The organism is Desulfoscipio gibsoniae DSM 7213, assembly GCF_000233715.2.
In the GTDB taxonomy this organism is placed as follows: Bacteria; Bacillota; Desulfotomaculia; order Desulfotomaculales; family Desulfallaceae; genus Sporotomaculum; species Sporotomaculum gibsoniae.
Map to the genome: position 1 here is coordinate 2,555,014 of NC_021184.1, position 24,945 is coordinate 2,579,958.

At 47.1% G+C, this 24,945-nt stretch carries 25 protein-coding genes and 1 tRNA gene; 2 read left to right on the forward strand and 24 right to left on the reverse strand.

Annotation, left to right across the window (positions count from 1 at the left end; translation table 11 throughout):
- Positions 1-14: 14 nt before the first annotated feature.
- Together modB and modA are read right to left on the reverse strand one after the other, a co-directional pair.
- The gene (modB, locus tag DESGI_RS12000) at positions 15-686 is read right to left on the reverse strand and encodes a molybdate ABC transporter permease subunit (RefSeq protein ID WP_006521650.1); all 672 of its coding nucleotides are present in this window, start codon (positions 684-686) and stop codon (positions 15-17) included.
- Between the two features lie 8 nt (positions 687-694).
- Positions 695-1,486, reverse strand: coding sequence for a molybdate ABC transporter substrate-binding protein (modA, locus tag DESGI_RS12005; RefSeq protein WP_006521651.1), 792 nt, complete (start codon positions 1,484-1,486; stop codon positions 695-697).
- Positions 1,487-2,006: 520 nt separating this feature from the next.
- On the opposite strand from modA, the gene DESGI_RS12010 reads away from it, so the two are divergent.
- The gene (locus DESGI_RS12010; RefSeq protein WP_006521653.1) at positions 2,007-2,978 is read left to right on the forward strand and encodes a substrate-binding domain-containing protein; all 972 of its coding nucleotides are present in this window, start codon (positions 2,007-2,009) and stop codon (positions 2,976-2,978) included.
- 232 nt (positions 2,979-3,210) lie between these two features.
- Here DESGI_RS12010 and DESGI_RS12015 read toward each other — a convergent pair.
- Positions 3,211-3,285 (reverse strand) — tRNA-Val (locus DESGI_RS12015).
- A gap of 288 nt (positions 3,286-3,573) precedes the next feature.
- Between DESGI_RS12015 and DESGI_RS12020 the strand changes: the two genes are divergently transcribed.
- Positions 3,574-4,680, forward strand: coding sequence for a DUF362 domain-containing protein (locus DESGI_RS12020; protein ID WP_006521654.1), 1,107 nt, complete (start codon positions 3,574-3,576; stop codon positions 4,678-4,680).
- Between the two features lie 232 nt (positions 4,681-4,912).
- On the opposite strand, the gene DESGI_RS12025 is transcribed toward DESGI_RS12020, so the two are convergent.
- The 21 genes from DESGI_RS12025 to DESGI_RS12125 all read right to left on the reverse strand — a co-directional run bounded on the left by DESGI_RS12025 (position 4,913) and on the right by DESGI_RS12125 (position 24,819).
- On the reverse strand, positions 4,913-5,725 hold the full coding sequence (locus tag DESGI_RS12025; RefSeq protein WP_006521655.1) for a cell wall hydrolase: 813 nt from the start codon (positions 5,723-5,725) through the stop codon (positions 4,913-4,915).
- Between the two features lie 94 nt (positions 5,726-5,819).
- Positions 5,820-6,155 carry a hypothetical protein gene (locus DESGI_RS12030; RefSeq protein ID WP_006521656.1) on the reverse strand — a complete coding sequence of 112 codons (336 nt, stop codon included), beginning with the start codon at positions 6,153-6,155 and terminating at the stop codon, positions 5,820-5,822.
- Positions 6,156-6,393: 238 nt separating this feature from the next.
- Positions 6,394-7,074, reverse strand: a complete 681-nt coding sequence (locus DESGI_RS12035) for an SdpI family protein (RefSeq protein ID WP_245561096.1) — start codon at positions 7,072-7,074, stop codon at positions 6,394-6,396.
- Entirely contained in the window at positions 7,064-7,351 is a 288-nt protein-coding gene (locus DESGI_RS12040; RefSeq protein ID WP_006521658.1) for an autorepressor SdpR family transcription factor, read from the reverse strand. The genes DESGI_RS12035 and DESGI_RS12040 overlap by 11 nt, the downstream gene beginning before the upstream one ends.
- Before the next feature lie 149 nt (positions 7,352-7,500).
- Positions 7,501-8,712 (reverse strand): cofactor-independent phosphoglycerate mutase, encoded by a 1,212-nt coding sequence (locus tag DESGI_RS12045; protein WP_006521659.1) that lies wholly within the window; start codon positions 8,710-8,712, stop codon positions 7,501-7,503.
- Between the two features lie 95 nt (positions 8,713-8,807).
- Positions 8,808-10,031, reverse strand: coding sequence for an aspartate kinase (locus DESGI_RS12050; protein WP_006521660.1), 1,224 nt, complete (start codon positions 10,029-10,031; stop codon positions 8,808-8,810).
- A 12-nt stretch (positions 10,032-10,043) separates the two neighbouring features.
- The gene (thrB, locus tag DESGI_RS12055) at positions 10,044-10,946 is read right to left on the reverse strand and encodes a homoserine kinase (RefSeq protein WP_006521661.1); all 903 of its coding nucleotides are present in this window, start codon (positions 10,944-10,946) and stop codon (positions 10,044-10,046) included.
- A 4-nt stretch (positions 10,947-10,950) separates the two neighbouring features.
- Positions 10,951-12,243 (reverse strand): homoserine dehydrogenase, encoded by a 1,293-nt coding sequence (locus tag DESGI_RS12060; protein WP_006521662.1) that lies wholly within the window; start codon positions 12,241-12,243, stop codon positions 10,951-10,953.
- Positions 12,244-12,383: 140 nt separating this feature from the next.
- Positions 12,384-12,827, reverse strand: coding sequence for an ACT domain-containing protein (locus tag DESGI_RS12065; RefSeq protein WP_006521663.1), 444 nt, complete (start codon positions 12,825-12,827; stop codon positions 12,384-12,386).
- Positions 12,828-13,094: 267 nt separating this feature from the next.
- A complete protein-coding gene (gene spoIVA, locus DESGI_RS12070; RefSeq protein ID WP_006521664.1) occupies positions 13,095-14,576 on the reverse strand; it encodes a stage IV sporulation protein A in 1,482 nt (493 codons plus the stop codon).
- A gap of 549 nt (positions 14,577-15,125) precedes the next feature.
- On the reverse strand, positions 15,126-15,665 hold the full coding sequence (locus DESGI_RS12075; RefSeq protein WP_006521665.1) for a gamma carbonic anhydrase family protein: 540 nt from the start codon (positions 15,663-15,665) through the stop codon (positions 15,126-15,128).
- Between the two features lie 91 nt (positions 15,666-15,756).
- Positions 15,757-16,824, reverse strand: coding sequence for an NAD(P)H-dependent glycerol-3-phosphate dehydrogenase (locus DESGI_RS12080; protein WP_006521666.1), 1,068 nt, complete (start codon positions 16,822-16,824; stop codon positions 15,757-15,759).
- 1 nt (position 16,825) lies between these two features.
- On the reverse strand, positions 16,826-17,416 hold the full coding sequence (gene plsY / locus DESGI_RS12085; protein WP_006521667.1) for a glycerol-3-phosphate 1-O-acyltransferase PlsY: 591 nt from the start codon (positions 17,414-17,416) through the stop codon (positions 16,826-16,828).
- A gap of 11 nt (positions 17,417-17,427) precedes the next feature.
- Positions 17,428-18,738, reverse strand: a complete 1,311-nt coding sequence (gene der / locus DESGI_RS12090; RefSeq protein ID WP_041284877.1) for a ribosome biogenesis GTPase Der — start codon at positions 18,736-18,738, stop codon at positions 17,428-17,430.
- A gap of 150 nt (positions 18,739-18,888) precedes the next feature.
- Entirely contained in the window at positions 18,889-20,202 is a 1,314-nt protein-coding gene (locus DESGI_RS12095; RefSeq protein WP_006521669.1) for a DUF512 domain-containing protein, read from the reverse strand.
- Positions 20,203-20,384: 182 nt separating this feature from the next.
- The gene (locus DESGI_RS12100; RefSeq protein ID WP_006521670.1) at positions 20,385-20,810 is read right to left on the reverse strand and encodes a DUF3189 family protein; all 426 of its coding nucleotides are present in this window, start codon (positions 20,808-20,810) and stop codon (positions 20,385-20,387) included.
- A gap of 4 nt (positions 20,811-20,814) precedes the next feature.
- A complete protein-coding gene (locus DESGI_RS12105; protein WP_157872773.1) occupies positions 20,815-21,276 on the reverse strand; it encodes a DUF3189 family protein in 462 nt (153 codons plus the stop codon).
- A gap of 5 nt (positions 21,277-21,281) precedes the next feature.
- Entirely contained in the window at positions 21,282-21,461 is a 180-nt protein-coding gene (locus tag DESGI_RS12110; RefSeq protein ID WP_041285426.1) for a capping complex subunit for YIEGIA, read from the reverse strand.
- A 154-nt stretch (positions 21,462-21,615) separates the two neighbouring features.
- The gene (locus DESGI_RS12115; protein ID WP_006521673.1) at positions 21,616-22,494 is read right to left on the reverse strand and encodes a YIEGIA family protein; all 879 of its coding nucleotides are present in this window, start codon (positions 22,492-22,494) and stop codon (positions 21,616-21,618) included.
- Positions 22,495-22,771: 277 nt separating this feature from the next.
- Positions 22,772-24,058: a stage II sporulation protein P gene (gene spoIIP, locus DESGI_RS12120; protein ID WP_006521674.1), complete on the reverse strand. Its 1,287-nt coding sequence runs from the start codon at positions 24,056-24,058 to the stop codon at positions 22,772-22,774.
- Positions 24,055-24,819 (reverse strand): DUF1614 domain-containing protein, encoded by a 765-nt coding sequence (locus DESGI_RS12125; protein WP_006521675.1) that lies wholly within the window; start codon positions 24,817-24,819, stop codon positions 24,055-24,057. Before DESGI_RS12125 ends, spoIIP begins: the two co-directional genes overlap by 4 nt.
- Between the last annotated feature and the right edge of the window lie 126 nt (positions 24,820-24,945).

A 24,945-nucleotide genomic window follows, 5' to 3' on the forward strand; every position in this document is an offset into this window, starting at 1 on the left:
TATACCACCGCATATTAATATTTTTTTCTCTTGGCCCAACGGTTAACCCAATAAATAACCAGGAAGCTAAAAATGGTAATTATGGCCACCAAGATACGGGCAGCGTCGGTATTGCCGGATTCCACGGCAAAGTAAATGGCCAGGGGAATGGTCTGGGTCTGGCCGGGTATATTGCCCGCCACCATCAGAGTGGCCCCAAACTCACCCATCGCCCGGGCAAAGGAAAGTACCAACCCGGCCAGTATGCCGGGCCAGGCCAGAGGGAGAGTGACGGTAAAAAAAATTTTAACTTCGCTGGCACCAAGAGTACGAGCGGCCTTTTCATAATTTACATTAACGCTCAGGAAAGCCGCCTTGGTACTTTGGTACATCAGAGGAAAGGACACGACGGTAGAGGCAAGCACCGCCGCCCACCAGGTGAAAATAATGGAAAGCCCCAGATTGGCCAAGGTATGGCCCAGCAGGCCGTTTTTACCGATGATCATCAACAAGCCGTAGCCAATGACCGAAGGAGGCAGCACCATTGGCAGGGTGATAGCCGCCTCCACCACATCTTTGCCGGGAAATTCCAGCCGTGAAAGCAACCTGGATAAGGGCAGGCCAGTTATTAGAACCACCAAGACTGAGATCAAGGCCACCTTGACAGAAAGTATAACCGGATACCAATCGGTTAGTTGAATAAACATTTTAACTGTTAATCATCCAATCTTTTGAAGCCGTATTTGATAAAAACTTTACTTGCCTCTTGGCCAGAAAGGAAATTGGCAAATGACTCTGTTTCCGCCTGATGTTTAGTTTCCTTAATTATAGCCATAGGATATACAATGGGTTTATGTGAATCCTCCGGAGCCACCGTCACCACCTTGATATTCTTGCCCATCAGCGCATCCGAGTGGTAAACCAAGCCTGCATCCACGTTTCCAGTTTCCACATAGGTCAAAACCTGGCGCACATCTTTAGCCAACACCAACTTGGATTGGATAGCATCCCACAGGCCCATATTATCCAAAGCCTCCTGTGAATATTTTCCTGCAGGAACCGATTCCGGTGCACCTATGCTTATTTTAGCGACTTTATCTCCGGTAAGTTCGTCAAAGCCGGCCAGGGAGCTATCATTGCCGGTGATCAAGACTAAATCATTGCCCAGCAGGTCTTTTCTAGAGTCCTCAATAATAAGGCCCTTTTCAGCCAGGGCATCCATTTGAGATTTACCGGCGGAAATAAACAGATCCGCCGGTGCCCCCTCCTCGATCTGCTTCTGTAGGGTGCCCGAAGAGGCAAAATTATAAGTGATAGTAACATTTGGATTTTCCCTGGTATATATCTCCTTGAGTTCCCTAGCGGCATCCTGAAGGCTGGCGGCGGCGGAAATAGTCAGGTTCACCGGCTCTGCTCCAGCATTAGGTTGTCCCTTATCAACCCCGCAACCGACCCCAGTAAATACAATAAGTACAATAAAACTCAATAAAAGTAATAATCTTCTCATTGTTTTATTTCCTCCTTTGAGCACTACAAGTTTTAGTTATAAAAGAGCTTTTTCAAATGTTGATTCAACCTCTATACTTTGTGAACCGCAATACCTTTGTTTGAGAAGAGAAAACAACCTTTGCAGAACGAAATCAATAATAACTGAAAATATAACCAGAAAAGCCATCACTAAAAATACGTTAAATAATGGTATAATTACAACACTCTGCATTTACCTCACTCCGCTTTAAAATTATTTCTCAACTCAAATAACTACGTTTATGTAGAAAACTTTCCCCCTTCAGTTTTTTTTATTTAATTCCTCCGAAGGGAAACAGAGTAAATTTAAATAAACGCAACTTAATATTAAATAAGCAACTAATAAATAAATAAACAAAAATGCTCTGATTTTTATCTTTAAAGCATTTAAGAATAAAGAGATAGCCATGCGAAACATTACTTAACATAACAAAACATTACTATGAAATAATCATAAATTAAGTTATAATAATTGTCAACATACTAGGAGGGAATAAACTATGAAGGCGGAAGAAATTTCTTTAACACCTCAAGAAGTAGCAGATATATTAAAAATCACTAAAAACACGGTCTATGAATTAATTAAGCGGGGAGAGCTTCCGGCTTACCGGGTGGGCCGTAAAATCAGGGTTGATTTGCAGGATGTTGAAGCCTATAAGAGACATGGTAAAAATATCGAAATAACCCCGGATCCAGGCATAGCTTCCTGCCGCACCCTACCTTTAAATCCGCGGGGCTACCGTCCAGAGGAAACAGTATCATACCAACAGGGACTAGTGATTTGCGGCCAGGACGTGATCCTGGATATTCTAACCCGCCACCTTGAGCGACACCCAAATGGCGTTCATGCCTTTCGTCATTACGTGGGAAGCTTCACCGGCCTCTTGGCCCTATACCAGGGCAAAGCCCATATGGCAGCCATCCACCTATGGGACGGGGACACTGGTATATATAATATCCCTTTCGTACGCCGCCTTCTCCCCGGGATTCCAGCAATCATCGTACACCTGGCCTACCGGATGCAGGGATTTTACCTGGCAAAGGATAATCCTAAGAACATTAAAGAATGGAAAGACCTGACCCGACCTGACGTTTGTTTCATCAACCGGGAAAAGGGCTGCGGCACCCGGGTTCTGCTGGACGAACAACTCCGCCGCCTGGGACTAGATAGACGGCTCATTACGGGATACGAAAAAGAGGAGTTATCGCATCTGGGCGTGGCCAGCACCGTTGCCAGGGGAGAGGCTGACGTTGGCCTAGGTAACGAAAAAGCAGGCCTGCAGGTACGAGGACTTGAGTTTCTTCCCCTGCATAAGGAACGCTACGAACTGGTCATTAAAAAAGAAGACATGGAAAAACCTCATACGCATGCCGTAATCGAAATTCTCCAGTCCGAAGCGTTTAAAAAGGAGGTCCAAGGCTTAGGGGATTACGATTTAACCGAAACAGGCAGAATCGTTGCCGAAGTGTAACAATCCCATCAAAAGTGAACAACTTCCTCTTCGCTCGGGAAAGAGTTTACATGAGCGCAAGCACCCTTGATTGTTAAATGATATAGTTTCTCCCATAGTTCCGAAACTAATGAATGTAACAATGCTTCCCTGGTTTATATTAAATGAAGAAGCGGTTTGCAAAGGCTGACATTGAGGGTGTAAATCAAAATAAAAAAACCAGCCGGATGCTTTACCCGTGCTGGTTTTTGCTTGGTGGGGCTAACTGGTTTCGAACCAGTGGCCTCTTGAATGTGAGTCAAGCGCTCTCCCGCTGAGCTATAGCCCCATTTGCTGACAAAAGAAAGTATACCACACTTCATGAGCATATGCAATATAAAAAGTAAAAAAAGCTTCAGCATTATTAAATGTGACACATTAAATTTTTGCCCATAATTAGTTATTAATCCTTATGACATAATAACGCTGAACTACAATCCCTTTACCTCACTTTCATTACCTTAGTAATAATATCCCACTGCACTCACCGCAGCAAAATCCGTTGCATTATCTGCAGTATATAGTAATATAAACTTAATTGCGGTAAAATATTAACCTCATGAAGGAGTGATTTTTCATGTCAGAATTTTCAGAAGTTTATTTTACTGATTTAAGAACCAATAGCAAGGAAAATTTACTCAAAAAATTGGCCAAGTTGTGTAACCGGGTGGGGTTAAAGGAAATTATTAAACCCAGTGAGCTGGTAGCATTAAAAGTTCACTTTGGGGAAAAGGGCAATTTAGCGTACATTCGACCTCAATTCATACGTCAAATTGTTGATAAGGTCAGGGAATATGGCGGTAAGCCGTTTCTTACTGATGCCAATACCCTTTATGTAGGCTCCCGGGCTAACGCAGTGGATCACCTGGAAACCGCCATCCAGAACGGGTTTGATTTTGCGGTAGTCAATGCACCGCTGATCATTGCCGATGGCCTCAACGGTAAGGATTATGTTAACGTGCCCATTGAGGGAAATCATTTTAAGGAAGTAAAAATAGGGAGCGCTGCATACCATGCGGGAGCTATTATATCTATAACCCATTTCAAGGGCCATGAAATAACCGGTTTTGGCGGTGCATTAAAAAACCTGGGCATGGGACTTGGCTGCCGGAGTGGTAAACAGATGATGCATTCTGACGTTCTGCCGGAGGTTACTGCTGAAAAATGTCTGGCTTGCGGTTTATGCGCCAAGTGGTGTCCGGCCGCTGCCATAAATATTGAGGAACACGCCGCCATTGACCACAATGTATGCTGGGGCTGCGGAGAGTGTACTATCACCTGTCCTGAGGGAGCAATCAAAATTAGCTGGAAGACTCAACCCAATATCTTACAAGAAAAGATTGTTGAGTACACTATGGGTGTCCTTAAAAATAAATTAAATCAAGCCGTACACATTTCCTTTATTATGAACGTTACCCCGGAATGTGATTGTTGTTCATATAATGACGCCCCTATAGTGCGGGATATAGGCATTGCCGCTTCCCGGGATCCCATAGCCCTGGATCAAGCATGCATCGATCTGGTTAACAGCGAGGTAGCGCTTAATGGTTCCCGGTTAGGTGATAATTTACATACAAATGATAAGTTTGCTGCGCTGCATAAAGGCGTTGACTGGTCAGTACAGTTGGCTTATGGAGAAAAAATGGGCTTGGGTTGCAGAAAGTACCGGTTAGTTAAAATTTAGTAAATTTAATTGAAAATATAGCACTTATAATAGAAGCATCATAGGCGTGAAAAATTATCCTTTACTGCCTGTAACTAAAAAACATGCTTACTTCCATACAAAAAACCGCCACAAATAGGGCGGTTTTTTGTATGGAAGACTTTTATAGCGTTTTCATCAACGTTTTTAATGCTTTATTGTAAACCCAATTTAACCTTCAGCTTCCATAGTAAGTTACGTAAGCTCTATTAATTTAATACGAAAATGTAAATGCATCCATGACAGTGCTCACCGAACGTGATTGCAAAAACTTATTGGGCACCCAAGATTCAAAAAAGTAGAGCGCACCGTTGGTGGGATCCCAACCGTTTAGCGCATCCTGGGCGGCCTTTTTACCGGACTCACTGGCCGGGTTATTGATCCATCCGTTTAGTACCGGCTCAAACTGGTACTTTCCAACTTGATCAACCTGATAAACAACGCCCCGGATAGAATTGGGGAAAAGTGAGCTATCCACACGGTTTAACACGGTGGCGCCGACGGCCACCTGGGTGGCGTAGGATTCAGAATCCGCCTCGGCAGTAATGATACGGGCCAACAGGTCGAAATCATCCCTGCTCAGGTTTGAACCACCCCTGCTTACGGTGTAGTTATTGCTTTGGGCAGTTGACCCCGATGACGATGCATTCTGAGATTTATATTGTGGTATGTACAATATTTGACCTGGATTTATTATGTCGCTCTTTAATTGATTGATTGCCCGGATGCCACTAACATCGGCGCCATATTTTTTTCCGATCAGATATAGGGTATCACCTTTCTGAACCGTATACCGGGTCGGTATATTCAACTTCTGGCCGGTATATATAACATCCGACCATAAGTTATTGTTATAACACAGAGCAAATTGGCTAACATTATACCACTGGCTTAGCTTATATATAGTATCGCCTTTATTAACCGTATGCACCTGTGCTAAACTAACCGCCGGAAACAGCAACAATAATACCGGTAACAATAAAAAACAAAGAAACTTTCTTTTACATGTCTTTATCTTTTCATCCATATGCCTGTAACCTTACCCCCTTGTCCAAGTTGTCGGGTTTAATTATATAAGCCAGGCGTTACTTGGCCAAGAGGTAAATTTTGGCATACCAATATTAGTTTAGTCTTTTAGCTCGTTCTCCGTACATTTTTTCATTGATATGCTCTACCAAAAACATGGTTGAAAAAACGTGATAAATCCTGATAACTACACTTTCTACGGACCCGTCCATTGTACTTAGAGGATCCTCTATCAAGGGACGAAAACCAAAACTTTTTTCCAATACTTTCATGAATGACTCAATGATTTCCGCACGGATTTCATCGTTGCCCACATCGGACCACGACATGTAGGAATTATCAATATTATTTTTGCTATACCGATTAACTTCATCCATAAACCAAACCTTGAATTGATCAAAAGTTGGTCTTTTTTTACTAAAGCTTTCCATTTTATGCCTCCCTCATTAGATTATGTTTTACCAATAAGTTTCGATCTACGAAAAAGCGCTCTAACGCAGTATGCACCTGTTTTACCTGTTATGTCCATTGGAGTGATATTAACCATTCTTTACCGTACTGATCTATCTGTTTGACTGAGCGCATAACATATGTATGCCTCCCCCACCTATAGTTTGCTTGAGGTGAGGGTATACGCTAAGTTTTGCCAGAAGTTAAATTATTAACAGCCTACTTTTCCAGGCCTCGATACAGCAGATAAGAATAAATTACCGGCACCACCACGGCCACGATTAGTCCACCGAACAATAAGACAGCCGCTGTTTGCCCTCCGATGATCGCACCCACGACCCCGATGAGGCCCGCAATCACCCATAAAGGGGCCGCCATACGGTGAGTCTTTCGCCAAACAGCCTCATTAGCAAGTGTCCAGGGTAATTTAATGCCGACAAAATAGTTATGATGTATTTTGCCCATTAAATTACCTATCACTATGATCAGCAATGACACTCCCAGGGGCACAAGGCGTTCCATAGAAATATTATACCCCAGTGCTGACAAAACCGTAATTAGATATAGACCGGTAAAAAAACAAATCATCATTATTTTAAGAATACGATACGTTCCGGCAAACTTGGCGTAATTATTGCGCCGGGGGTCAATACGCGGTGTAATCAGCATCAACAGGTAAATTCCAGCATTTAACAGCGGTATGCCATAAGCACCCCATAGGCGCGATGAATAACCATCCACCTCCCCCTTTATGTTCCAATGCGAAGGAACCTGATCGGGCAAATAGGGATAAACTAGTACACCGGCCACCAGAGATGCCAAAACCAGTAGTATGGCAGGCCAATCCTCGCGCATCTGCCGTCCTATCGTTAGGTTTAAGTTATCTCTTTTATTTGACAATATTATCACCCCTATCCTTGTTATCAATAATATCCGCAAACCAGGCCCACACATCCTGAAACACCGTTGTGTTAAGGGAATAGTATATATACTGGCCTTTTCTTTCATCCAGTACCAAATCCGCCTGTTTTAATACATTTAAGTGATGAGACATGCTGGGTTTCGTAATGTTAAAGTGTTCAGCGATTTCACCTGCAGTCAGGTCTTTTTGGCGCAGCATCTTGAGTATCTTTCGCCTGGTGGGGTCAGACAGCGCTTTAAACAAAGCGTCAAGCATAGCATCACCTGTCCATTGTTAGGTATTTAGACAAATATCTAAATACATTATAGCATTTTCATCAAGCACTGGCAATAGAAAGGTGCCGGGTGTTGAAAGTTGAAAGATTGTGTTACAATCTTTCAACTTTCAACACCCGGCACCACAGCTTAGTCAAGAAACTTGCGCATTAACGTGGGGCCGTCGGACACCATTATTCCGGTGGCAACAGCGGACAATTCGCTATAGGTTTTACTGGCCGCATTAGCAGTATTTGCAGTAATGCTGCCCGCCATTACATAGGGAACCGGCTCGGCGGTATGGGTGCGGATGCTTAGCGGGGTTGGGTGGTCCGGCAGCAACATTAACCGGTATTCGGAAAGGTCCGCCAAACCATCCAGCAGCAGACCCAGCACCTGACTGTCTATTTGTTCTATGGCCCGTACTTTGATTTCGGTATCTCCCTGGTGACCGGCCTCATCCGGAGCTTCAACGTGGAGATAGACAAAATCCGCCCCGTCACGCAATGCAGCCAGCGCGGCCTCGGCTTTGCCTCTAAAATTAGTATGGATATTGCCGGTAGCACCGGGTACTTTGACCACCTGCATACCAGCGCATATACCAATACCCATGATCAGGTCCACTGCGGAAATAACGGCACCCTCCAGGTGATATAAATCCTTAAACAGCGGCAGCTGCGGCCTCTTACCCTGTCCCCACAACCATACCGAATTGGCCGGGTGCAGTCCCCTGTTCACCCGGGCCCGATTCACCGGGTGTTCCTTCAGCACATCATAACTTTGTTTCATGATCTCCAACAGAGTGTCCGTACCTGCACCGCCGGGCAGGTAATCCTTTACGACACGACCCGAAATATCATGAGGGGGCGTTAAAACAGTTTTTTCCGGGCCCTGCTGCCAAACCATCAAGTGGCGGTAGCTAATCCCGGGGTAAAAGCTTTTATCCCCGGCGCCCATCATTAATTGCACGGTTTCTATCAGTTCCCGGGCTTCCTCACTGGTTATTTCTCCGGCGCTATAATCAACCATCTGTTTAAGTGTGTAATCAGGCTCGTCCGACAGTGTCACCAGATTACAGCGAAACGCCACATCCTCGTCGGCCAGATCTACGCCCATACTTACCGCTTCCAGAGGTGAACGCCCGGTGTAATACTTCTCGGGAGCATAACCCATTACCGAAAGATTAGCCACATCACTGCCCGGGGCAAACCCGTCCGGAACGGTCTTAACCAGCCCAATTTCCCCGCGTGATGCCAAGTCGTCCATATGGGGGGTACTGGCATACTGCAGCGGTGTTTGATTATCCAGCTCGGGACGCGGGTAATCGGCCATCCCATCGCCCAAAACTACTATATACTTCATTACATACCTCCGGCAAAATACGTTAAAATCAGTATTTGATTCCTGATAAATAATAATGGACTCTTTTAATCTTTCAACCTTTCAACACCCGGCACCTAGTTTTGTCCAACGCTGTCCAGCGCAAATTTTGTATGCAATGTTTTAACCGCCTGCTCTGCTTCACTGTTTTTGACAATGCAGGATATTTTGATGTCCGAGGTGGAAATCATGTCGATGTTAATATCTGTGTCCGCCAGCGCTCCAAACATCATGGCAGCTACACCGGGATTGCTGTTCATTCCGGCTCCCACTACAGAAACCATGGCCACATCGGCGTCATGGGTATAACCCTGGGCCCCCACCACTTTGATAATTTCCTCGATAGTTTCCAGTGATTTACGCAAATCATCCTGAGCTACTGTGAAGGATATATCATTGACACCATCGCGCATGGAACTTTGTACAATCATGTCTACGCTGATGTTGTTATCGGCTAGAGTTTTAAACACCATGTAAGCAATGCCCGGTTGGTCGGGCACGCCAAAAATACCCAGCTTGGCGACATTTTTGGTATATGTAACACCGGTAATAACCATACTTTTTTCCATATCGATTTCCTCCTTTACAATGGTGCCCGGGTGATTGTTGAAACTGCTCCGGACATGCAGCGGTATATTGTAAAGCTTGGCGCATTCAACCGCCCGGGGATGCAGCACCGCCGCACCCAGATGGGCCAGCTCCAGCATTTCATCGTAGGTAATGGTGTCCAGTTTACACGCTTCGGGCACTACCCTTGGGTCAGTGGTATAGACACCGTCCACATCGGTGAAAATTTCGCACAGATCTGCCTGCAGCGCCGCAGCCAGTACCACTGCTGTGGTGTCCGAGCCGCCCCGGCCAAGGGTAGTGATATCACCAAATTCGTTCAGCCCCTGGAAACCGGCTACAATCAGTATTTTACCCTTGGCAATTTCGGCCCGCATGCGGGTATTATCCACAGCGGTTACGCGAGCTTTGGAATAATATATGTCCGTTTTAATACCGGCCTGCGGTCCGGTTAGGGAAATCGCCTCTACACCCAGGTTTTTGATAGCCATTGCCAGCAGTGCGATTGATACCTGCTCTCCGGTGGACAGCAGCATATCCATCTCCCGGGGAGACGGATTATCGGTTATTTGCCGGGATAAGTCTATCAAATCGTCAGTGGAGTCACCCATGGCCGAAACCACCACCACCATTTGATTACCCTTGCGATACTGTTCCACCACCCGCCGGGCCACATTTTTAATTCGCGAGGAGTCCCCCACTGATGTACCGCCGAATTTTTGTACAATTAACATTTCATCCACCCCTTATATTACTTCCAGTGCTCTTGCTCCAACCGGGCTGGGCGCCAGAATCAAGGAACGAGCGCTGACGCCGCTTTCCCGGAAAGTATCTTTCATTACTTCCGCAATTAATCCCTGGTTATTATCAGCCAAAGCGACTATGGCGGACCCGGCACCGCTCAGGGCCACACCCCGGGCACCGGCCAGCCTGGCAGCTGATATAACCTTTTTAAAACCAGGGATCAACCCGGCGCGAAAAGGTTGATGCAGTTTATCATCCATAGCCGTACCCAGCACAGATAGGTCTCCCTTTTGCAGCGCAGCCACCAACAATGCCGCCCGGCTAATGTTGAACACAGCATCTCGCATGGTTACCATATGCGGCAGCGCCTCCCTGGTATCCCTGGTACTCATGGTAAAATCGGGCACAGCCACAACTGCCTTCAGTCCCGCCGGCAGATCTATCTTGGTCCAGGTAATTTCCCCCTCCACAGAAGCATATATTACCAGGCCACCCAACAGCGCCGGAGCAATGTTGTCCGGGTGCCCTTCCATAGAACAGGCCAGGGCCAACATTTCCCGTTTATTTAGACCGGCATCGCATAACCTGTTGGCGGCAATTATGCCACCGATAACGGCAGAAGCACTGCTGCCCAGCCCCCGACCCACTGGTATATTATTAACCAGCCGAATGCGCAGCCCCGCTGGTGAGTAGCCTACTTTATCAAAAACCCGCTTGGCAGCCCGGTAAACCAGATTACTCTCATTGCGCGGCAGTTCCCCAGCACCTTCGCCATCTACTTCGATAACCAGGCCCCGGGTAATTTTAGTAAACTCCACTATATTATACAGTTCCAGCGCCATGCCCAAGCAATCAAAGCCCGGGCCCAAATTAGCAGTGGTGGCCGGCACCTGAACTCTAATCACAGATTTAATCACCCTCCACGCGGATTATATTGGCTACCGCATTGACCGAAGATAAATGTTTAATGATTTCCAACGCCTCCTGCATGTTTTTTTCATGCACTCTGTGGGTAACCAGCACAATTTCCGCCTTATTACCATCGGTTTGCTTTTGCAGCACCGAAGCCAGGCTGACTTCCTTATCCCCAAAGGCATAGGCAATAGAAGCCAGCACACCGGGCCTGTCGGTCACATCCAGGCGCACATAATATTTGCTCTCCGTGGATCCCATATCTTTAACGGGCTTTTCTTCATAACAGGTGCAGGAGATAAGCCCCGGCACATTGCGCAATAAATCACGTGCAGCGTCCATGACATCAGCTACCACAGCACTCGCCGTGGGCATTTCCCCTGCTCCCCGGCCGTAAAACATGGTATCCCCCACAGCGTCGCCGGTGACAAAAATAGCGTTATACACATCATTAACCGACGCTAGGGGATGATCTCGGGGTATCAAGGTAGGATGCACCCGCACCTCTACACCATCCCCGGTCTCCTTGGCAATGCCAAGCAATTTAACAATGTAGTTAAGCTCACCGGCGTAAGCAATGTCCTCGGCGGTAATTTTTGTAATGCCCTCAACATATACATCGTCCAATACAATTCGCGAGTTAAAGGCAATGGAAGCCAATATGGCCAGCTTGCGAGCCGCATCATAGCCCTCAATATCCGAGGTGGGATCGGCCTCAGCATAGCCCTTGGCCTGGGCTTCCCGCAGTACATCGGCAAAATCTGAACCCTCTTCGGTCATTTTAGTCAACATATAATTGGTAGTACCGTTAATAATACCAATGATTTGCGTAATGCGATTGGCTGACAGGCATTGCTTCAGCGGCCTAATAATGGGTATGCCGCCGGCTACGCTGGCTTCAAATAACAGGTCGGCATTATTGGCCTCAGCCATAGCAAAAAGCTGCTTGCCGTAAACAGCGATCATATCTTTATTGGCGGTGACAACGCTTTTACCGTTCTCCAGCGCCCGGCTGACATAGTCCAGCGTGGGCTCTATACCACCCATAACCTCCACTACTATTTTTATCTCGGGGTCATTAAGTATATCCTCTACTTTGTTGGTCAGCTTGCCCGGGTCGATTTCAATACCACGCTGCCTTGAGGTGTCCCGTACCATTATTTTTTTAATTTCCAAGCCCACCCCGACTTTGCGTTTGATATTCTCTGCATTGCCAGTGATGATGCGATATACCCCCCGGCCTACCGTACCAAGGCCAAGAAGGCCAATTTGTATATTTTCAACCGACATAGTTAAAGCCCCTTTCCTGTCATGTTGCGAGACGCATGAAAAATTAATGGATAATATTATAATCTTGCAATTCCCAACACAAAACTGTCAACTCTTACCCCGCACCATTAATATATCGTTAATTTGTGCATTATACTATACTATGCGCCCAGCACCTTGGCTGTTTTAACGCCCAGGGTATTACGCAGCAGTTTGAGCATATTTTCCACATCACATTTTAAATTAGCAGTCTCAATGGTTACAGTAGCCATGGCCACACCCTGCTGGGGTATATTCTGATTAATGGTTATAATATTACCCCCTACCGCAGCAATGCTATTAAGCACCGCAGATAAAACGCCTGAGCGATGTTCCAGCAACATTTCCAGAATAACTGTTTGATCGCGGTTCCAGCGATAAAAAGAGTAAACTTTATCTTTATATTTATAAAAGGCGCTACGGCTCAACTGCACCCTTTCCACCGCTTCATTAACAGTGGCTGCCTCACCGCTCATCAACAGTTCCTTGGCCTGGACCGTTTTATATAAGGCCTCTGGCAGAATATCCTCCTGAACTAAAAAAAACCGCGGTTCCTTGCCCGCCACCTTTTTACACCTCCGTGAGGCAAGCGGAGACGGTTCTTGCCCTGCCTCTCATGAAATCACATTTATCAACTATATTTCATATATTGCCTCTGATTAATAATTGTCGTCCATGCTGCGCGGATATATTTCCATGCACGGTAGACATTATAACATTATTTATATTCAATAGCAACCTTTTTCATTAAACCAGGTTTATGTTCATCATATACAATAATTCAAAATATTTATTCTTATTTCTCCAACTAAAAAAACCGGTCTTTCGACCGGTTAGATGATGATACAGATAAGTCCGCCGCTGCCCTCGTTGACAATACGCTTGACAGTTTCCTGCAACTTAGTCTGAGCGTTTTCAGGCATTCTTTGCAACTTGTTTTGAATACCTTCGCGCACCAGGTCACTGACCGATTTGCCAAATATTTCAGATTCCCAAATTTTTTGTGGGTTTTCCTCAAACTCATTCAGCATGTATCGTACCAATTCCTCACATTGCTTTTCAGTACCAATAATAGGTGTTATTTCAGTATTGATATTGGCCCTAATCATATGAATAGAAGGTGCACTGGCCTTCAGCTTGACTCCGAATCTACTGCCCTGCCTGATTAGTTCCGGCTCTTCCAACTGCATATCATCAATACCCGGAGTTACCATACCGTAGCCGGTTTCCCTTAGTTCCATAAGGGCAGGGGCCACCTTGTCGTATTCCCGCTTGGCAACAGCCAATTCCTTGACCAAGCGAAACAGCTGGTGGTCACCCTCCAATTGGAAACCGGTCTCTTCCGACAACACCCGGAAAAATAAGTCAGGCTTGGAACTTATTTCGATAGCGGCAGTACCTGTGCCCAAATCCAGGTTATTTAAATTAACTGCCTGTACCATGTCATATTCGCCCAGTTTTTCCACTGCCCCGTCAATATCCCGGAGACGGCGCACCTGCTGTACAGTATCTTGTACCGCCGTGTCAAATTTTTCCCTCAGCCAGTGTTTTTGTTCCAATTCCTCCACCCACATAGGCATAGCAATGGAAACCTCATTTACCGGGAATTCAAACAAAGCTTTCTCCATAATTAACAGTATGTCGGGCTGAAGCATTTCCGCGCAGTTAACCGGAATAACCGGCACATCGTATTTCTCCGAAAGTTCATCAGCCAGTTGAATAGCATCTTCACTACTAGGACTGGTACTGTTTAAAATAATGATAAAAGGCCTGTTGATATCTTTCAGTTCTTGAACTACCCTTTCCTCGGCGGGTATGAAATTTTCCCTTGCTATATCAGTGGTGGTACCGTCAGTGGTAATCACCAGGCCAATGGTGGAGTGCTCACTGATTACCTTTCTGGTACCTGTTTCTGCGGCTTCCTCAAATGGAATGGGTTCTTCGAACCAGGGGGTAGAAACCATGCGCGGGTTACCTTCCTCATCCTCATAGCCAAGAGCCCCCTCCACCCTGTACCCAACACAGTCTACCAACCGAACTTTTACTTTAACATTGGGGCTTATCTCCAGCTCCACCGCCTCATTGGGCACAAACTTGGGCTCAGTAGTCATAATAGTTTTGCCGGCCCCGCTTTGGGGAAGCTCATCCCTGGCCCTCTCTCGTTCGTATTCATTTTCAATATTGGGTATGACCATTAGATCCATGAACCGTTTAATAAAAGTTGATTTGCCTGTGCGCACGCCGCCGCTAACACCCAGGTAAATATCCCCCTCGGTGCGTTCCGCAATATCGCGGAAAATATCATACTTTTCCATGAACGCACTCCCTCCTTATCAAAAATTTATATAATTAACAAAAGCTTATCAGATTAGCATCCCCCCTACCGGTAGGAAAAACGGTATATAAAGGCCATCAGCCAGCCTAGTCCACGAGCAGTTTTTTCCAATGGCATACATTAACATTATATATATATGATTAATCATTGTGTTTATTACTGTTTAGTCTAAAATGCGCCATTAAAATTGTTGCAGCTTGGACACCCACCACCAGAAACATATACACAGCCTATTGATGTTTATTAACCTATCCGGACGGCAACTCTAATTATTTTTTTACATTATATACATTTTTTACTAATCTTGCTAGTATAATCTATTTATTGTTAAGTGTAAAGAATTCATGTAACTGCCGGCATATAGTGATAAGGACTGATTTTTGGTAAAAGTGTTAAATTAAATCGACCGCACAGCATAGACGCCATATTTTATTATCATGATTATGATCCCATCTTGGATATATAAAATAGAAAAACCCGGCTTTAAAAGCCAGGTTAAATATCATACATACAAACCACTGACAACTAGCTAATTTTCTTTCAAGTCAACAACTCCCGTGCCTTCATCTAAATATGCTTTTACCAGATGCATATAAGACTGTGCGCCTTGCTGCACCCTCAAAAGCGTTTTGCCTGTTAATTCTTTTTTGGGTTTAGCCGGCGCACCCACGGCCATGTGCCTGGGGGGGATTTGCATTCCCTCGGTGACCACGGACCCTGCGGCAATCATAGATTGAGAGCCAACCACTGAGTTGTCTAAAATAACCGCATTCATACCGATTATAGCACCTTCTTCAATAGTACAGTTATGCAATACCGCACCATGGCCAATAACGACGTTAGGGCCGATCTCAACCTTACCACCGGGTTGAACATGCACCACCGCATTGTCCTGCACGCTGGTGTTCTGTCCCACCTTAATTTGACCAAAGTCGCCGCGCAGCACCGTACTAAACCAGATGCTGGCCCCTCCCTCCACAACCACATCGCCAATCAGAGTAGCAGTGGGGGCAATAAAGGCTCCCGGAGCAACCCGCGGCCGTTTTCCCTTAAATTCTACTGTTTGCATAATTACACCGCCTTTTCGGTAAACCTTTGGTACCGGGTGTTGAAAGGTTGAAAGATTTAAATCTTTCAACCTTTCAACACCCGGTACCAACTTAGTCAGCACCATCACGTTCGGCATACCACTTAATTTTGGTAAGAGCGACTTCTTCCACTTCCCTTGTTTTTACACGAGTCATTAGATTGTTAACTGCAGCTTGGGGGGGAAGATCATAAAAAAGTACCTGGTACATTTGCTCGGTGATGGGCATTTCGATGCCCCAGGTAGCGGCCAGGCCATGCGCGGCCCGGGTGGTGCGCACCCCTTCCACCACCATGTTGACCTCGTCCAGCGCTTGCTGTAATGTTTTGCCCCGCCCGATTTCTATACCGGCGCGCCGGTTGCGGCTATGCCGGCTGGTGCAGGTAACAATTAAATCACCAAGTCCTGCCAGTCCCGCAAAAGTTAAAGGATTGGCTTGCATAGTCAGCCCCAGTCTGGTGATCTCCGCCAATCCCCGAGTCATCAGTGCCGCTTTGGAATTGTCACTGCCGGTAAGGCCGTCCACAATACCGGTGCCCAGCGCAATGACGTTTTTTAATGCCCCGCCCAGCTCAACACCTATGATATCTGGATTGGTATATACCCGTAAATTTTTTTGCATAAATAAATCCTGGGCCAGCACAGCAGTGCGCGAAGAAACAGAGGCCACCACTACGGCGGTGGGCATTTTTTGGGCCACCTCTTCGGCATGACTGGGGCCTGAAAGCACGGCATAATGTTCTGCCCCGGATGGACCGGCCTCATCAGCAAACACTTCGGAAAGCCTGAGCATGCTGTTTTCCTCGATGCCTTTAGCAGTGTTCACAATAAGTGCTCCGGTATTAATCAATGGCAAAGCGTCTCTTAACACAGCTCTAAAAGTATGCGAGGGAACACTGAATACAACACACTGGGCGCCCGCCAGCGCTTGTTTTAGGTCCGCTGTTACTTGAATACTATCGGGCAAAAAAACGCCGGGAAGATAACGCTTATTTTCCCGGTATGTATTTATTTCCTCCACTTGTTCCATCCGTCTGGCCCACAGTTTAACCTTACAGCCATCCCCCACCAGATGATAAGCCAAAGCTGTGCCCCAACTGCCGGCACCCAACACGGTAATTTGTTCATAACTTACAGCCACACTATATCCTCCTGCCCTTTCCCACCTTGTATTCCGTACCTGACAAAATCCTTTGTATATTGGAACGGTGCTTATAGATAACAAATATCATTAATATGATACCAAAGATGATATATAACCTATCCATGCCCAAAACAGCCATTGCAGTGGGTACTGTTATGGCCGCCATCATTGAACTTAAGGATACATAGCGGCTAATACCCAGGGTGGTTAAAAGTACCACCAGCGCCACCAGTGTAACCAAAGGAGAAATGGCCAGCACTACACCAGCACCGGTGGCGACAATTTTACCGCCTTTAAAACGTAAAAATACAGACCAGCTGTGCCCGCACAGGGCCCCGAAAGCGGCCAGCAACTCAGTTTCAACACCGCCGAAATAACGACCCACCAGCACGGCGGTCACCCCCTTGGCCATGTCCAGGGCCAGCACAAATAGACCATACCCGGGGCCAAGGTTGCGCCATACATTGGTGGTGCCGATATTGCCGCTACCGTGCTCCATTATATTAATGCCTTTGGTCCTGGCCACCAGCACGCCCACCGGTATTGAACCAATCAGGTAGCTAATCATAACAGCCAGCAATATGTACATAGTTCCACTCCTTATCTTTTGCGCATAACCAGCTTAATAGGAGTGCCCTCAAAACCATAAGCCGAACGCAGCTGGTTTTCTATATAACGCAGATAAGAAAAATGCATTAATTCCGGCTCATTGACAAACAAGATAAAGGTGGGCGGCTTTACCCCCGCCTGGGTGGCATAAAAGATTTTAAGGTGTCTGCCCCGGTCCTGGGGCGGAGCGTTATGCAGCATAGCTTCCCGCAGTAACTGGTTTAAATCGGCAGTGGCAATACGCATGTTTTGCTGTTCACTAACATAATCCACCAATTCCAGCACCCGGTGCACTCGCTGGTGGGTCAGTGCACTGACAAACAGCACAGGTGCATATTGCATAAAACCCAACCCATCCCGCAGATTTTCAATATAGCGGTTAGCTGTACGGTCGTCTTTTTCAACTAAATCCCATTTATTAACCACTAAAATTGAAGCCCTTCCCTTTTCATGGGCATAACCGGCAATCCTCTTATCCTGGTCGGTTAATTGCTCCACCGCATCAATCAGCATTAACACTATATCACTGCGGTCAACAGCACGCAGCGAACGAATTACGCTGTATTTTTCGGTAGACAGGCCAATTTTACTGCGCCGCCTGATACCCGCTGTATCAATGATGGAATACTTATTGTCTCCCCTGGTGATGTATGAATCAATAGCATCCCTGGTGGTGCCCGGTATATTGCTGACAATAACCCTTTCCTCGCCCAGCAGGGCATTTACCAGCGATGATTTGCCCACATTGGGGCGGCCGATAACAGCAATCTTAATTACATCTTCTTCAGTTTCATCTTCTTCGGCCGGAGGCAGTTCTTGCACAAGCCTGTCCAGCAAATCTCCGGTATTTAAACCCTCGGCAGCTGAAACGGGCAACGGTTCACCAAGCCCCAGGCGGTAAAAATCATATAATTCATGGACTTTATCAAAATGTTCTACTTTATTGGCCACTAAGATGACGGGTTTTTCTGAACGGCGTAAAACCCGGGCCACATCTTCATCAGTACCGTTTAACCCGGCCCGGGCATCCACTACAAAAAGCACCAGGTCAGCTTCCTCTATGGCTAGCTCGGCCTGCTTGCGAATATGCGATACTATTTCACCCTCGTCCTGGTAATCCAACCCGCCGGTGTCCACCAGGGTGAACCAGCGGTTATTCCACTCGGCATCCTGGTAGAGACGGTCCCGGGTAACGCCGGGTACTCCCTCCACTATAGCCACCCGCCCGCCTACGATGCGATTGAATAGTGTTGATTTACCTACATTGGGACGGCCAACTATTGCCACTATTGATTTCGCCACAAGTACACCTCTCTCCAAAAGGGGTAGCCCTTTCATTATGAAAACAAAAGTGTTTTTTCACCCACGCTGTCAGCAGTATCCGCTGTTGGTGCCGGGTGTTGAAAGGTTGAAAATCTAAGATTTTCAACCTTTCAACACCCGGCACCTAAATCAAGGATACAGCCCCATCAGGCGTACCAATTCCCCCAGGTCATCCACCGGGCTGACCTTTATCTCCAGCCTGCCGGCAAGCTCATCCAGGGTAATATCATCTAAAAATACATGGTCACCTTCCCGCAGCATAACCCCGGGTATGAACAGCCTTTCCCCCAAATTACGCCCCGCCAGTCCTTCCAACAAATCTTGCCCCGTCAGCAAACCAGCTACGGTAACAGTTTTGCCAAAGTATTTATTTTCCATAACATGCAAGTCCATCTGCAGCCCAGCAATCCGGTTCAGCTCGGCCACCACCGGTTCCAGCACCGGCCTGGCCAGAGTGCCGGTAACTAAAGAATAGTGCATCGGGTATTCAGTACGCCCGGGTAACCCTCTGGATAACTGATGCCATTCATCCATAAAAAGGCGCACTAGTCCCACACCGTTTTCGGTTTGGGGAAAGCCGCCGTAGTTTTCCGCGAGGGGAATGGGTACGCCGGCAAGCAGGTAGAATTCATCACTGGCAAAAACGAGCGGGTATTGGTACTCGGCCATAAAAACCTTTTGCCAGCGCTGCACCTCTTGCACCACCTCACCGGCCTCCTGGGCATTAAAGGAGCGCAGTCTAAATAGCCCATCGCGGCAGCCGGTTAAGCCTACAGGAACAACAGCCAGTGAGCAAACCGCCGGCCATAGTTCACCCAGGTCGCTAATGGTGCGGTTAAGTTCGGGACCGTCATTAATACCCGGACACAGCACCACTTGGGTATGCATTTGGATATTGGCTTCAGCCAGGTAACGAAGCTGGTCCATGACTTGTTCGGCCCGGGGATTACCCATCATCTGCCGGCGTAAGGCCGGGTTAGTGGTATGTACGGAAATATATAGCGGGCTCAACCGCATTTGGGCTATACGCCTAAGTTCTGAAGGACCAACATTGGTCAAAGTGATGAAATTGCCCTGGGCAAAGGACAGCCGGTAATCGTCATCTTTAATATATAGCGATGAGCGCATTTGCCCGGGCATTTGATCAACAAAACAAAATATACACTTATTGCCGCACTGGCGGGTGGGACCCCAGCCATCGTCCTGGAATTCTAGTCCCAGGTTTTCATCATAATCCTTTTCAATTTCTAATAGCCAATGCTCACCAGTGCACTTTTGAACCAGTACCTGCAGGTTTTCATCAGCAGTTAAATACTGGTAATCAAGGATATCAGTTATCTCCTGCCCATTGATTTGTAAAATCATATCCAAGGGCTGAAGCCTAAGTTCATCTGCTATACTGTTATCGGCCACGTTGTTAATTATTAAGCCTCGGTCCCGCATGGGGACCCTCCCCTCATGTAACATTCTTGTTACATTATCTGATAGCTGCCATATTTAGTCAAGGAAAATGCTGAATTAACAACACTTAATCATATATCAAAACCTTAAAAACTAACATCTTACTCATTGAAGGGAATAGGAATTACTCTACACCGTTTTTAAAATGCATTTTATAACAGTCCTCAATATTTGGCACCCAACTCACGGTATATGTTCACTACATGGCGGTATACCAGCGATAGGCCCACGTCCTTTAAACCAGGCACCTTAGCCAACCAGATACCGGCTTTGGCCAGCAAGGTTTTATGACATTTAATACGCACCAGCTCATAATTTTCTATGTGCATTAGAGCCAAAAAGCTTGTTATTGCCCGCCCCATCATATCACCGTTACCCTGGGACCATAGCGCCAAACAATTTTCGCCTTGCTTGCTACACCCCAGATTATATACCGATGCATCTCCCCGGCCCAATCCTGTGCGAGCCAGCACTTGATCCAGCTCACTGTGCCCGGGCGGCCTGCAAACAGGAAGTTCACCACTGCGCATTGCCGCCGCTAGTACAGCATAAGGAAAACCTGTATCATTGAAAAATATTAACCTTTTCACTATATTACTTTTCCCCCGCCTTCACCCTGCGCACCAGGTTAATGATGTTTCTACACGCATGGATAGTACCCCATGTAACCAGCGGCCGACCGGGGTAAATCCATTTAAACCGGCGGGACATGTAGCCACCCAACCGCATGCTTAAGTTAACTTTATACATTACATTAACCAACTTATAATCCTGTGGCGGTATATCAAACTGCCGAGCCAGCCCATGAATAATATTTTCCAATATTTGCGGCGATCCGCGCTGGCCGACAAAGTATATTTCATTACCTTGACCGTCTATACCCATTAAAGCAATATTGCCATGGTCCCGACTATCTCTGGTATCAAAAAAAGGAATGGCCTGTAAATCCTCTGCCCTTGGCGTACGGTCAGAAGGTAGCATACCTAAATGAAATGCGGCTGCCGTTACGGATGAATGGGTGCCTCCAAAACAGTGGTAAATTATTTTCAAAGCCATCACCTTTAATGCCGGACTATGAAATAGCAGCCGTTTTCCAGGTCATGTACCATAGCGTCCAGTGTCTTAGCCAAAAACAGGGCGGTTTTTTCCTTTTCCTCTTCACTGTCGGCGATAAATATGGGCACAGCACCGGTTACTTTCCTTTTATCAGTGGTAATAACGGCCAGTATTTCTTTTGCCACTTCACCCAAATAACCTGCCCCCTTGTCGCGAACTAACCTTCTCTTTGCCCCCAACCCTATAGTGCTCTCCACAGGTACAAGCAAAACCACTCAACTGGATCATAGTGGTCCCCAAGCGGTCCCCCAATACCGTTTTAGGCCGATTTATATGCCATTAATCGGCGGCTATACGCCCGGCTTGAGTATTCAGCGGCTTAACGCGGGCGCTTTCCAGCAGCGGTGTTCTTTGCACGGCCAGTATCAGAGACTCCATATCCTTTTCAATAGGCATGATATATAAAGCTACGGCACCGGTGTCAGGGTTTTTACGTACCAGCGGGGTAAATTCCGGTATATCCACTTCCTTTTTACTGCCCATGATCAAAGCCGCAGTATGTGCGATGGCCATGCGCTGGCCCATATCATGTAAAGTAGCCCGGGCATTATCATCTTTTGGTTTAATCATCACGCCCAGTGCCTCCTGCTCTATTTTCCTGCGCATTTTGGGCAGCCCCACAGACATGATATCAATTTCGTTGACACATAATAATGACCCTTTAAAATGAATCTTTGCGGGGATCACTTCACATATATCTCCAATGTTCTTACCGGTCATAAAAGTCCTGCTAAACAATACCAGCAACAGCGCCATGGCCACGGCGGCTCCAATACCGGCCAGCACCGCTGCAATACTGGTAAAAAAAGCGGTAACCATCACCAAATAATTACGGGCTTCAAAAGTGCGGGCAATCCCTTCAATGTAATCTTTACCCCGCTTTTCAAGCCGGGTCTCCTCTAAGTTTTCCAGGGTTTGCCTTTCTATGTTGCGAATTTCGCGAAATTGTTGGGCAGCAAGAGCCAAAAAAGTAAAGGCGGTGAAATCCTTGTTCATTAATGCCGGCACGGCCACGGCACCCAGGGCCGAGGCAATGGCACCCAGGGAGAGATGGGAAACATAACCATGAGGATAGCCGGGGTATTGGCGGTAATCTAATTTCAGCAGCAGCACCCGAGTCAAAGTGCCGGCCAGGGTACCGGCGAGTATCACTACCATGTATTCTTCCAAACTGGATCACACCTTCCGTTCCTTTACATCGATACCACAGCTACCAGTGCCGGGTCAATACATGCAAGACATGGGGACGTTTCCATTGTCCTGCCTTCAGCACTTTGCTGCGCTTTAGGATTGCCGAACCGTCCCCGTGATTACGCCGGAAGACATAGGGACGGTTCCATCGTCCTTATCTAAAGCACGGCAGATGATCAGTGTTAAGACAATATTAAGACAATAGAAACGTCCCCTTGTCTCTTCCCATTTCGCCACGCGAGGGCTAGTCGCTTCTAACGTTGTCGCGGTTATCTTTCAAGGCGTTATTAGCGTCTTCACTGTATACCTTCTCTTGTTCCCCTTCACCAAACTGATCTTCACCAGATGGGCGGTTATGCTTATTAAACCTTTTTCTCATGGGTGCCATAAACCCTGCAAATTCCCTACCCCAGTAGCCACTCAGCCGCTTACGGGCATTTTCCCAGCTCCCCGAGCTAATCAGCAGGAACGCGCCACCGCCCAGCACGGCAACACCGATTATCCAAGCCAGGGTTCTCCAGCCGGCCGGTGAGTTAGCTGCCGGGCTGGTGTATCCTCCAGGAGTAGCAACCCCGCCCAGTCCAAGGAGACCAGGCAATGCATCGGCAAACAAGGTGGCACCTTTCTGGGCGGCCTCTTTGGAATTAGTATGAGTGCCGACTTCCACCAACATGGCTGTCGACATCAGGTCCTGGTTGTAATTGCCCTTGGCAATAAATATTTCTTTCACCAGGCCGGGGTGCACTTTATTAGCATAAGCCATAGCCTTTTTGGCAAATTCCATATTGGATTGCATTTTGGGGTTTTGCCTGCCCACCACCAGCCGAAGTTGAGTGGCGTCCTGGCCGTCAATGTTTTTGCTGTAGTAATCGGGGTCCGGTATACCGTCCCTATGCACATCAATCATCGCCACAGGATTTTTCTTCATCAAATCCGCCACAGTACGCCGGGAGCGATAATAAGCGTTGCTGTCCCTGGGTTCATGAGGCGTTTTATCATGCAGAACATTAACACCTTTTTTCTTTAACTCGGCAGCCATAGCTTCTCCAACGTCAAATATACCCCCATCGTAAGGTTTGCTTTCAGTACCGTCAGTGGGCACATAAGACTCGGCACTATGGGTGTGGTACAAAGCAACCGGCCTTCCTTTCCAGTCCTGCTGGCCTGCCACGGGCACGGTGATGTTTTCGTACTCGTCTATATAGCTCAGTAACTCCCGGTCCATACCGGCAAACTCAGCCCGGGCATTTAAACCCTGAACTGTTTTAATTTTGTAGTGCCTACCGCCGTTTGTAATTAATTCATCCCCTACCGAAACGGAACGGGACATTTGGCTGAGCAATTTATTGCTGTTATCGGTTATTCTAAATACCCGCCCGTCCTGGTGGTCGGCCTCCATGCCTTTGTTCAAAATGTCACCGGGCGACCAGGTGGGGGATATGGATTGAGATACTGAAAAATAGCCCAATAACGATACACCCAGCACTAAAATGCCGGCTACCAGGGCAATTATTAACCGCTGTTTCTTCACCTTTGTTCCCCCTCCTTTTTTTCTGCTGCTTCTTGTCTTTCATCAACATTATTTTCCTGAGCATCGCTAAAACCAGGTTTGCGCAGTCCCTCCATTAATTCAGCCGGTCTTCCCTCGGTTGCCGGACCGCCCTGCAGCCTTTCCCGGGTTTCCCCAATTATTTCCGCCAGTAAAACAGCCAATATCCCGGCCAGCACGATACCGTCAAATGCACCGGCACCGCCAATAGCCACCGTACCGGCCGGTGCGCCTGTGTATACCAGCCAGATCAGGTAAGCCAAATCCACCAGCACCAGCCCCATCGTGGCTGCAATAAAGGCACTGCGTCGAGAACGACCTGCTAGATAGGCCACCAGGCCGCCGACGATGGGATAAATCCACAGTGAGTCCAGGTAGCCAAAGAATCGCCCGCCCGGCTCTACATCACCGCGCCCCATAAAGTACCCTACACCGTAAATCACAGCGCCGGTAATCAAGGCTGCTATAAGGGCCCTGCCCCATTCTTTGGATGTCCCCGCCCGGCTCAGCAGGTAGATGGCCACACCCAGCGGCACCAGTGCACCGCCCACATTTACCGATACATCATATCGACCGGTGCTAAGGGGAATATCGATAAAACTCCCCACGGCCAGCAGGGCAAGTATCCCCAAAGCGGCCCGGTCCGAAAGCCGCATTCTGTCTAGCACGCGCTGGGCCAGGCCAAAGTAAATTAAAATTGAAACCACAATTAGAACAATAATACCGATGGGCAACTGCGTCATTGCGCACCCTCCTTAATAAAATGATAGCTGTTATATTCGTAAAATTATGCTTCCCCGGATAAAAGAAAATATGTGTGCCCGACACCCATAGCTTCACAATAACGCAGCGCTGCAAATGCTTCCAAG

What these genes read in the sequence shown, in the direction of transcription:
- modB (WP_006521650.1), bottom strand. Translation starts at nt 686, where the DNA reads ATGTTTATTCAACTAACCGATTGGTATCCGGTTATACTTTCTGTCAAG.
- modA (WP_006521651.1), bottom strand. Translation starts at nt 1,486, where the DNA reads ATGAGAAGATTATTACTTTTATTGAGTTTTATTGTACTTATTGTATTT.
- DESGI_RS12010 (WP_006521653.1), top strand. Translation starts at nt 2,007, where the DNA reads ATGAAGGCGGAAGAAATTTCTTTAACACCTCAAGAAGTAGCAGATATA.
- DESGI_RS12020 (WP_006521654.1), top strand. Translation starts at nt 3,574, where the DNA reads ATGTCAGAATTTTCAGAAGTTTATTTTACTGATTTAAGAACCAATAGC.
- DESGI_RS12025 (WP_006521655.1), bottom strand. Translation starts at nt 5,725, where the DNA reads ATGGATGAAAAGATAAAGACATGTAAAAGAAAGTTTCTTTGTTTTTTA.
- DESGI_RS12030 (WP_006521656.1), bottom strand. Translation starts at nt 6,155, where the DNA reads ATGGAAAGCTTTAGTAAAAAAAGACCAACTTTTGATCAATTCAAGGTT.
- DESGI_RS12040 (WP_006521658.1), bottom strand. Translation starts at nt 7,351, where the DNA reads ATGCTTGACGCTTTGTTTAAAGCGCTGTCTGACCCCACCAGGCGAAAG.
- DESGI_RS12045 (WP_006521659.1), bottom strand. Translation starts at nt 8,712, where the DNA reads ATGAAGTATATAGTAGTTTTGGGCGATGGGATGGCCGATTACCCGCGT.
- DESGI_RS12050 (WP_006521660.1), bottom strand. Translation starts at nt 10,031, where the DNA reads ATGTTAATTGTACAAAAATTCGGCGGTACATCAGTGGGGGACTCCTCG.
- DESGI_RS12060 (WP_006521662.1), bottom strand. Translation starts at nt 12,243, where the DNA reads ATGTCGGTTGAAAATATACAAATTGGCCTTCTTGGCCTTGGTACGGTA.
- spoIVA (WP_006521664.1), bottom strand. Translation starts at nt 14,576, where the DNA reads ATGGAAAAGTATGATATTTTCCGCGATATTGCGGAACGCACCGAGGGG.
- DESGI_RS12075 (WP_006521665.1), bottom strand. Translation starts at nt 15,665, where the DNA reads ATGCAAACAGTAGAATTTAAGGGAAAACGGCCGCGGGTTGCTCCGGGA.
- plsY (WP_006521667.1), bottom strand. Translation starts at nt 17,416, where the DNA reads ATGTACATATTGCTGGCTGTTATGATTAGCTACCTGATTGGTTCAATA.
- DESGI_RS12095 (WP_006521669.1), bottom strand. Translation starts at nt 20,202, where the DNA reads ATGCGGGACCGAGGCTTAATAATTAACAACGTGGCCGATAACAGTATA.
- DESGI_RS12105 (WP_157872773.1), bottom strand. Translation starts at nt 21,276, where the DNA reads ATGGCTTTGAAAATAATTTACCACTGTTTTGGAGGCACCCATTCATCC.
- DESGI_RS12115 (WP_006521673.1), bottom strand. Translation starts at nt 22,494, where the DNA reads ATGGTAGTGATACTCGCCGGTACCCTGGCCGGCACTTTGACTCGGGTG.
- DESGI_RS12125 (WP_006521675.1), bottom strand. Translation starts at nt 24,819, where the DNA reads ATGACGCAGTTGCCCATCGGTATTATTGTTCTAATTGTGGTTTCAATT.